The sequence below is a fragment of the Colwellia sp. E2M01 genome (assembly GCF_018860585.1).
Taxonomy (GTDB): domain Bacteria; phylum Pseudomonadota; class Gammaproteobacteria; order Enterobacterales; family Alteromonadaceae; genus Colwellia.
In genome coordinates, this window is the sequence record NZ_JAHKPR010000085.1 from 20,886 (window position 1) to 27,368 (window position 6,483).

The 6,483-nt window shown below is 38.5% G+C and carries 5 protein-coding genes and 1 pseudogene; all 6 read right to left on the reverse strand.

From position 1 onward, the window contains the following. Nucleotides 1–52: 52 nt before the first annotated feature. Complete coding sequence (locus KO502_RS16295) at nucleotides 53–871, reverse strand: electron transport complex subunit E (RefSeq protein ID WP_216023636.1); 819 nt, start codon at nucleotides 869–871, stop codon at nucleotides 53–55. A gap of 118 nt (nucleotides 872–989) precedes the next feature. Next, nucleotides 990–1,640: pseudogene (gene rsxG, locus KO502_RS16300) on the reverse strand (electron transport complex subunit RsxG); the annotation flags it as partial. Nucleotides 1,641–1,768: 128 nt separating this feature from the next. Then, nucleotides 1,769–2,827 carry an electron transport complex subunit RsxD gene (rsxD, locus tag KO502_RS16305; RefSeq protein WP_216023637.1) on the reverse strand — a complete coding sequence of 353 codons (1,059 nt, stop codon included), beginning with the start codon at nucleotides 2,825–2,827 and terminating at the stop codon, nucleotides 1,769–1,771. Nucleotides 2,828–2,942: 115 nt separating this feature from the next. Continuing rightward, nucleotides 2,943–5,105, reverse strand: a complete 2,163-nt coding sequence (gene rsxC / locus KO502_RS16310; protein WP_252730818.1) for an electron transport complex subunit RsxC — start codon at nucleotides 5,103–5,105, stop codon at nucleotides 2,943–2,945. Between the two features lie 9 nt (nucleotides 5,106–5,114). Further along, on the reverse strand, nucleotides 5,115–5,684 hold the full coding sequence (gene rsxB / locus KO502_RS16315; protein ID WP_216023639.1) for an electron transport complex subunit RsxB: 570 nt from the start codon (nucleotides 5,682–5,684) through the stop codon (nucleotides 5,115–5,117). A gap of 1 nt (nucleotide 5,685) precedes the next feature. Next, nucleotides 5,686–6,267 carry an electron transport complex subunit RsxA gene (gene rsxA / locus KO502_RS16320; RefSeq protein ID WP_216023640.1) on the reverse strand — a complete coding sequence of 194 codons (582 nt, stop codon included), beginning with the start codon at nucleotides 6,265–6,267 and terminating at the stop codon, nucleotides 5,686–5,688. Nucleotides 6,268–6,483: the final 216 nt, after the last annotated feature.

The following is a 6,483-nucleotide window of genomic DNA, read 5'->3' on the forward strand; positions in this document are numbered from 1 at the left end:
AATACTTATATTGTTAAATTTTTTATTATCAAATTGACAAGGTATTGAGCCATTAAGAATCGAAATTCACGCGAACACGTTCAATTACTTTGTCATTTTTTTCAACGTGTCTGCCTTTAATATAATTATCAATGGCATTTTTTAGGGCAATTAAAAAACCCATTGCGATAAAAGCACCTGGAGGTAATATGGCTAATAAAAATTGTGTGTCAAGTTGCATTACTTGAATCGTCAAGCTTGTTGCCCAATCACCTAGAAGTAATTCAGCACCATCAAACAGTGTTCCTTGTCCGAGTATTTCTCGTATAACCCCTAATAGTATTAAAATTAGCGCAAATCCAAGTCCCATCATTAAACCATCAAAAGCGGCTTTTTTTACCGGGTTTTTAGAAGCATAGGCTTCGGCTCTGCCGATAATGGCACAGTTAGTCACAATCAGCGGTAAGAAAATACCTAATGATTGATAAATACCATAGCTAAAGGCATTCATCAGTAATTGCACACAGGTAACAAAAGCAGCGATGATCAAAACAAAAATAGGAATTCTAATATCTTTAGGTACCCAATGGCGTATCGCTGATACAGTAATATTTGAACAGATAAGTACCAGTAATGTTGCTAAACCAAGGCCTAACGCATTGGTTACTGTTGAAGTTACGGCAAGTAGCGGGCATAAACCAAGTAGTTGAACTAAGCCAGGGTTGTTTTTCCATAACCCTTGAATTGCTAGCTCTTTATACTCGGCTTTTAATGCTGCTTTCGCTGCAGCTTTGCGCTCTGCATTTTGCTCACTCTCTAGTGCGGTATTAGTGTTCGCTTCGTTACTTGCTGCTAGATTGTCAGTATCTTGTGGTGCTATGTTATTACTCATTAGCAGCCTCACTTATTGCCGTTGTAGGTAATGATGCTTTTTGCTGTACTGCTGAAAAGTTTGCATCAGTTTTTGTATTGTGACTAACTGTATCGCGATTAATTTCATCACTATTAACGTCATTATTAACATCGCTAGTACAATCATTGGCAGAGGTTAATAACATTGCTTTATTTTTATTAAAGTAATTTAGGGTGTTTTTGACACCGCTTACAACTGCACGAGGGGTGATAGTAGCACCAGTAAATTGATCGAATATGCCACTATCTTTTGCTACAGCCCAACGATTATCGTCTTCAGAGCGTAAAGTTTTACCCGTGAAGCTATTGATCCAATCACTCTTTCTAACTTCTATTTTATCCCCTAAACCTGGTGTTTCTTGATGTTTAAGTACCCGCACACCATTAACACTACCGTCATTGTTAATCGCCATGATGAAGTCAATATTGCCACTATATCCCTGAGGGGCGGTACTTGTAATAGCTACAGCAACTACGTTTCCTGATTTACGGGCAATATAAGCGGTATTAACCTTATCTGTACCTAATTGCGGAGAAGTAATCAAAACACAATCATTAGCTATGTCGTTATCATAGCGGCTAGGCTCAATGATAGAATGCAAAGTATTTAGTAATTGTTGTTGCTCTTGTACTTTAATACGATCTTTAGTCAGCTCACTAACTAGGCTTACTGTTAATGTACAGGCAATAGCAAATAAAGCCAAAATCATAGTGTTTTGTGATATAGCTATTGTTAACGGTGAACGAATAGTTTTTTCTTTATCTACGGTTACAGAGTCACTGTTACTTGGCGTTTCTGTGTTATTAATTGCCTCAGCATTGGTTTTAGCGTCATCAGCATCATCGTTTGACTGTGTATTATGTTTATTGGTCATTGCTATTCTCCCTTTTCATGACCATACGTGCGAGGACGTGTGTATTGGTCTATTAATGGAGCTGACATATTACAAAGTAAGATAGCGAAAGCAACGCCGTCAGGGTAACCACCAAAAGTACGAATTAAATATATTAACAAACCTGCTAAAGCACCTACCACAAGACGTCCTTTATTGCTGGTAGCGCCGGTTACAGGATCGGTTAAAATAAAGAAAGCGCCCAACATGGTTGCTCCAGTAAACCAATGAAACATAGTGGAAGGGTTAGCATCAGGGGCGAAACTATAACCGATAAAAGAACAAACAAAGATGCTTAATAAAAAGCTTATAGGGGTTTGCCAAGCAATCGCTTTTTTGGCTAATAAAAATAATCCGCCCAATAAAAAACCTGCGTTGATCCATTCCCAACCTAAAGAAAAATTATCGCCAAATACTGGGTTTTTAATACTTTCTATTACGGTAAAACCTTGGCTTATATTGGTTTTTAGTGTATCCAATGGAGTGGCCATGGTGATGCCATCAATACTGGAACGTACTTGCTCGACTGAATAACCTTCAACGGTAAAGCCAGTGAATATTGTTGTTAAGGTATTAGAAAAAGTTAAATCAATAGCTAATAAACTAAGCGGTGGTTGCCAAAGTGTCATTTGTATAGGAAAAGATACTAACAACATTACATAACCGGCCATCGCAGGGTTAAATGGATTATGGCCTAAACCACCATAAAGCTGTTTAACAATTATAATGGCAAAGGCTGTACCGACAACAGATATCCACCAAGGCGCTAATGCGGGTAAACAAATACCTAACAATAACGCGGTTAATAAACCACTGCCATCGAGCAGTTGGTGGGCAATAGGCTTTTTGCGCAGTGATAAGACAATAAATTCACAGATCAGTGCTGTAGCCATGGCTAAACCAATATGAATTAAATTACCCCAACCAAAAAAATACCATTGAGCTAAAACGCCTGGTAACGTTGCTAAAATAACCAAGCGCATTAAATTAGGGGTTTTGGTGTGGTTATGGTTATGCGGAGAACTTGCTATCCAAAATGCCATTAGTTATATCGACTCGTTAGGTGGTTAAACGGGTTATTCAATGTATTGTTTTTAGTTACGCTTACTTGTTTAGTAAGGCTTTTAATTAGTTTAATTAATTTAATTGGTAACATCATTAACCGTTATCTTTATCAGTGCTTGTTTCTGCAGCAGCATTTGTTTCTTTAAGTTTTTTCTTGGCTTTTGCTTTAGCAATTGCGGCAGCTATTTTAGCTTTTTTATCTACAGCATTTGGCTGACTTGCTGCTGTGCTTGTGTCAGGATTATTTTGTGTTTGAACTGAAGTAATGTCATCTGTTTGCGCATCTTCTTTTATGCTTGAGTTAGATGGAGTGACTTCTGATTTTTGCTCTGTCTTGCTTACAGTTTCTTTTTTAGTTTCTTGAGCTACTTTAACTTCTGCGTTCGTTTTTTCACCATTTTCAGAAGCAGGAGACTGACTTGCTGTTTCTTTCTGCTGTTTTTTAGCCTTAGCGCGAGCGATAGCGGCAGCAACTTTTGACTTTTGATCTGTTGCCTGAGCTGTTGGCGTAATATTATCAGGCTTTTCAGAAACACTTGTCTTAGGCTGCTCAGATGCAGCTTCTTTTTGCTGTTTTTTCGCTTTTGCGCGTGCAATTGCTGCGGCAACTTGTGACTTTTGATCCTTGGCTACTTCAGTCGTAGATGCTTCAGCAGAGTCTACTGTTTTTGCCGACTCGGGGTTTTCTTGTGCAGCTTTTTTAGCTTTAACACGGGCTAATGCTGCAGCAACAGCAGATTTAGCACCTGTTGCTTCAGGTGTCGCTTTATTCATTGCGGCTTTACGGGCCGCAGCGGCTTTTTTGTTTTTTTCTTGTCGTGCAAGTTTTTCTTTTTCTAAGCGCAACTTTCGAGCTTCAAAGCGAACTTTAGCTCTTTCGGCTTTTAAGTCGAGTTGGTGTTTTTCTCTAATTTCTGCTTTAGCAACACGATAATAATGTACTAATGGAATTTGGCTTGGGCAAACATAAGCACAAGCGCCACATTCAATACAGTCACTTAAATTAAGCTTTTGTAATTGCGGGTGATCTTTGGCTTTTGCGCTCCACTGTAATTCTTGTGGCAGTAAATTACTTGGGCAAACATCACTACATTGACCACAACGAATGCACTCAACTTCCTGGCTTTCTTTTTCAAATGCGCTAGGCATTTCTTTTTTGCTAGGCACTAATATACAATTACTAATTTTTACAATAGGAACCATTTCACTGCTGACACTAAAGCCCATCATAGGACCGCCCATAATTACAGGCTGCTTTACGTTCTCTATTACTTCAAGCTCACATTGCTCAAGTAAAAAATTAATTGGCGTCCCCAGTAATGCCCATACATTTTGTGGTTTGTTTAATGCTTGGCCAGTAACGGTTACTACACGACGAATTAAAGGCGTGTCATGTCTGACTGCTTCATTAATGGCAAAGCAGGTTGCAACATTGTGCATGACAATACCACTATGAATAGGTAATTGACCGGCAGGTACTTCTTTGCCTGTTAAGGTGTGAATTAGCTGCTTTTCACCACCAATTGGGTATTTAGTTGGTACAACACAGATCTTTATTTTTTCATTGTCTTTCGTTGCTTGTTGTAAAGCTCTAATTGCTTTAGGTTTATTGTCTTCTATGCCGATTAAGATAAAAGCAGGTGATAATAGCCTGTCGAGTATTTCTATACCATCAACGATGGCAATACTCTGTTCCATCATCAATAAATCATCAGAGGTAATATATGGCTCACACTCAGCGCCATTGATAATTAAAAAATTAATATCTGGTTTACTGCTGGCTTTTATATGAGTAGGGAAGCCTGCGCCGCCCATACCTGCAATACCTGAGTCTGCAATTTTTTCGATGATCTGATGATTAGTTAACAGTGATAAGTCTGGGCATACATTGCGTTTACGCCAAGTATCTAAACCATCAACATCAAGAAATATGCATAATTGTTCTAAACCTGAAGGATGAGCAATAACCGACATTTTAATTGCACTTATAGTGCCACTGGTAGGTGCGTGAATTGGCACCTCCATAGGATTAGTACTAGCGGTTAACGGCTGTCCCTTTAAAACATGTTCACCAATACTAACCAATATATCGCCTTCAAGACCAATATGCTGTTGTAATGGGATGATTAATTGTTTTGGTAGCGCTAGTTGCTTAATAGGCTTAGTTGAAGTAAGCGTTTTTTGCTCTGGTGGATGAATACCACCGTGAAAATCCCAAAACTGGCCGCGAGAAATGCGCTCTATTACTGATTCCATCATATTCTCCTAATTCACTTGCTTGACAGGAATAGTCTTCAAATCCCATTGCCAATTATGAATGGTCTCGGGTATTTCTCGCATTTCAATACAATCAACAGGGCAAGGAGCTACGCATAAATCACAACCTGTACATTCATCAATAATAATGGTGTGCATTTGTTTTGCGGCACCGATAATGGCATCAACAGGGCAGGCCTGAATACACTTAGTACAACCAATACAGTCCTCTTCAATAATAAAAGCAACTTTAGGACGATTACTTTCTGCAGTATCACCTTTGACATGACTTTCATCGAGTGGTTGAACTTCAACGCCCATTAAATCAGCTATTTTTTTAATCGTGTCTTCACCACCAGGAGCACACTTATTAATGGCTTCACCATCTGCGACAGCTTGCGCATAAGGTTTACAACCTGGATATCCACATTGTCCACATTGTGTTTGCGGAAGTAGGGCGTCAAGTTGTTCAACAATAGGGTCACCATCAACTTTAAAGCGAATTGAGGCATAGCCAAGTAAAGCGCCAAATACAGCTGCAATGCCGCCTAAGACTAAAATAGCGAGAAGAATGTTCATGTTATAATTTCACCAAACCGGTAAAGCCAAGAAATGCTAATGACATTAAACCTGCTGTGATCATTGCAATGGCAGTTCCTTTAAAAGGTGTTGGCACATCAGCATTGGCTAATTTTTCGCGCATAGCTGAAAACATGATCAATACTAATGAAAAACCAAGCGCCGCACCAAAACCATAAATAATAGATTCAAAAAAGCCATGATCTAACCTTAAGTTGAGTAGGGCAACACCTAATACTGCGCAGTTGGTGGTAATTAACGGTAGAAAAATACCTAATAATCGATAGAGGCTAGCACTAGTTTTATGAACAACCATTTCAGTAAATTGCACAACAACAGCAATAACCAAAATAAAACTCATGGTGGTTAAGTACTCAAGATTTAAAGGTACAAGTAGATATGTTGTTACTAAATAACTAAGTAATGACGCTAAAGTCATTACAAAAACAGTGGCAAATGACATACCTATGGCAGTTTCAGTGCGAGAAGAAACGCCCATGAAAGGGCAAAGTCCGAGAAATTGTACTAAAACAAAGTTGTTTACAAGTACAGTGCCAACGAGTAGTAACAGATAATCAGTCATTTACTTTTAAGGTCATTAAGTTATGTGGAATATTAAAAGGCTATTATCCGTGTTTTTCAGTTATATAACAACACTAGCAATCGTGTGGATATTAGTATTTTGGCTTTTTATAAGTAAATTTTGCTATCGTGTTTATATAGATGGATCATGATTGGATGATAAATCATGCGTGGGAGGCGAATGTTTGATACGCAGTTAGTTATACCAATTTGATTA